Below are 3,059 nucleotides of genomic sequence, written 5' to 3'. Positions count from 1 at the left end.
TGAAGTTGAAGTTGAAGTTGAAGCCTTTGACCTTGAAGTCGACTTTAGGATTTTAAAGACTCTAAATTTAACCCTCCAAAGCCAACGCCCCACCATTAAAAAAACCCAGAAAACACCCCCCAGCCCCCAAATGTCCACACATTCACCCCCACGTAAACCCCACCCCTCTCCCTGTCAAATTGACAGCCTTTTGACAGTTTCCCCCACCTAGAATCCACCCCATGGCTCATAAGGGCCAGATCCGCGCAATCCACCGCGCGGAAAGAACTCAAAGAACAAGTCCGGCCATGCACGCGCAGCGGCGGACAGGAGACGAGCCTTTCGCTCCCCGGCGCGCCGGGGGTGTCTTCCTGCCCCGCGCCAGCGCCACACCAGCCGGGCGCCCCAGTCCGGACCGCGCCAGGCACCGCATGCCATGCCCGGCCGCCGGCAACCTTCAAGACAAGCAGGAGACCGATATGCGCCGCTCGATTCACCGCTTCGCCCACGCCGTCATGGCTTCGGCCGCGCTGGCCGCCACCGTGGCCGCCGCGCCCGCGTTCGCGCTCGACAACGTCAAGTTCATGATCGGCGCCAACCCGGGCGGCGGCTACGACCAGACCGGCCGCTCGCTGGGCGCCGCGCTGGTGGCCGCCGGCGTGGCCAAGACCGCCGCGTACGACAACAAGGGCGGCGCGGGCGGCGTCATCGGCCTGACGCAGTTCGTCAACACCGACAAGGGCAACCCCAACGCGCTGATCGTCACCGGCGCGGTGATGGTGGGCGCGATCGAGACCAACAAGCCGCCGGTCACGCTCAAGAACGCCACGCCGGTGGCGCGCCTGTACGCGGACACGATGGTCATCACGGTGCCGGCCAACTCGCCGCTGAAGTCGGTCAAGGACCTGACCACGCAGCTCAAGGCCAACCCGGGCAGCGTGAGCTGGGGCGGCGGCTCCAAGGGTTCGATCGACCACATCCTGGCCGGCCTGATCGCCAAGGACATCGGCGTGGATCCGAAGAAGGTCAACTACGTGCCGTTCCAGGGCGGCGGCGAAGCGTCGGCCTCGATCCTCGGCGGCCACGTGACCGTGGGCATCGCCGGCGTGTCCGAGTTCCTGCCCTTCATCAAGAGCGGCAAGATGCGCGCGCTGGCGGTGACGTCGAAGGAACGCACCGCCGACATCCCCACGCTCAAGGAGCAGGGCGTGAACGTGGAGATCTACAACTGGCGCGGCGTGTATGGCGCGCCCGGCATCACCGCCGAGCAGCGCAAGGCGCTGGTGGACGCGGTGGTCAAGGCCACCGAGACGCCGACCTGGAAAGAGGCGCTGACCCGCAACGACTGGACCCCGTTCCTGCTGACCGGCGACGAGTTCGGCAAGTTCGTGGACGGCGAGTCGGCGCGCCTGGGCACCACGCTGCGCGAGCTGGGCGTGGCGAAGTAAGTTCCGTGCCGGCGCGCGCGCCGGCATGACGGCGCCGCCGCGGTGTCGCTTTGTCGTTTCACCGCTTCACCGTTTTGCCGTTTCACCTGTCGGCCCCGCCTGCGGCGCACTGTGACGCCTGGTGCGCATGCGGCAGGCGGGGGCCCGGTGTCCACCACCTGCGATACCCAGGACCAGACCATCAGTCGCCGGGCCCCCGCCGCGCGGGGACGACAAACCGCGGCCGGCCAGCGCGCCGCCGCCTGAAGGAGCCCTTGATGAAACCCTCGCACCTGGCGATCGGCATTGCCGTATTGCTGCTCTCGCTGTTCTTCTTCGTCGGCCTGCCGGGCATCTCCGGCGACGAAGGTTATGCCGGGCTGTCGCCGCGCTTCATGCCCACGCTGGTCGCCATCGGCCTGGCCGTGTGCGGCGCGGCGCTGACCTGGCAGGGCATCCGCGGGGGCTTTCGCAACATGCCCGAGGAAGACGCCGAGCTGCCCTCGGCGCCGCACAACTTCCGCGGTTTCCTGTGGGTCGCCGCCGGCCTGGTGGCCAACATGGCGCTGATCGGCACGCTCGGCTTCGTGCTGGCCTCGACGCTGCTGATGATCTGCGTGGCGCGCGGCTACGGCAGCAAGCGCTTTGTGCGCGACGGCTTCATCGGCCTGTGCATCACGCTGCCGATGTGGGCGCTGTTCGAATTCCTGCTCGGCATCAACCTGCCGCTGCTGCCCGTCGCCGGGTTCTGACCGGAGCTGACTCATGGACACTCTCAACCTGCTGATGCACGGCTTCGCCGTGGCCATCACCCCGATCAACCTGATGTGGGCCCTGGTGGGCTGCTTCCTCGGCACCGCCATCGGCGTGCTGCCCGGCATCGGCCCGGCGCTGACGGTGGCGATGCTGCTGCCGCTGACCACCAAGGTGGAGCCGACCGCCGCGCTGATCATGTTCGCCGGCATCTACTACGGCGCCATGTACGGCGGCTCGACCACCTCCATCCTGATGAACACGCCGGGCGAATCGTCGACGATGGTCACGGCGATGGAAGGCAACCTGATGGCCAAGAGCGGCCGCGCCGGCCCGGCGCTTGCCACCGCGGCGATCGGCTCGTTCGCGGCGGGCACCATCGCCACCGTGCTGCTGTCGATGTTCGCGCCGGTGGCGGCGGACGTGGCGCTGCAGTTCGGCCCCGGCGAGTACTTCATGATCATGCTGCTGGCCTTCACCACGGTGTCCGCGGTGCTGGGCTCGTCGCTGCTGCGCGGCATGACCAGCCTGTTCCTGGGCCTGGGCATCGGCCTGATCGGCATGGACTCGCTGTCGGGCCAGACGCGCTACTCAATGGACGTGCAGGAGCTGTACGACGGCATCGACATCGTGGTGGTGGCGGTCGGCCTGTTCGCGGTCGGCGAGGCGCTGTTCAACGCCTTCTTCCCGCAGCCCGACGGCAGCTTCAACAAGCTCAGCAGCGTCATGATGACCAGGTCGGACTGGAAGCGCTCGGTGCCGGCGTGGATCCGCGGCACCCTCATCGGCTTCCCGTTCGGCCTGATCCCGGCCGGCGGCGCGGAGATCCCGACCTTCCTGTCGTACGCCACCGAGAAGAAGCTGTCCAGGCACAAGGACGAGTTCGGCACGGTCGGCGCG

General features: G+C 67.6%; 4 protein-coding genes. All 4 read left to right on the top strand.

The window, feature by feature from the left end; all coding sequences use genetic code 11:
* A partial coding sequence (locus K206_RS44555) for a hypothetical protein (RefSeq protein WP_231401741.1) occupies positions 1 to 211 on the top strand: 211 nt, incomplete at its 5' end.
* A gap of 247 nt (positions 212 to 458) precedes the next feature.
* A complete protein-coding gene (locus K206_RS0135990; protein WP_020424049.1) occupies positions 459 to 1,427 on the top strand; it encodes a tripartite tricarboxylate transporter substrate binding protein in 969 nt (322 codons plus the stop codon).
* A 257-nt stretch (positions 1,428 to 1,684) separates the two neighbouring features.
* Positions 1,685 to 2,158 carry a tripartite tricarboxylate transporter TctB family protein gene (locus K206_RS0135985; RefSeq protein WP_020207074.1) on the top strand — a complete coding sequence of 158 codons (474 nt, stop codon included), beginning with the start codon at positions 1,685 to 1,687 and terminating at the stop codon, positions 2,156 to 2,158.
* 13 nt (positions 2,159 to 2,171) lie between these two features.
* Positions 2,172 to 3,059 (top strand): tripartite tricarboxylate transporter permease (locus K206_RS0135980; RefSeq protein WP_020207073.1); only part of this gene is annotated, 888 nt, incomplete at its 3' end.

Origin of the sequence: Cupriavidus sp. WS (genome assembly GCF_000395345.1) — a bacterium.
Classification (GTDB): domain Bacteria; phylum Pseudomonadota; class Gammaproteobacteria; order Burkholderiales; family Burkholderiaceae; genus Cupriavidus; species Cupriavidus basilensis_B.
The sequence above is the reverse complement of the archived record's forward strand: the minus strand, read 5'-3'. Positions and strand labels throughout refer to the sequence as shown.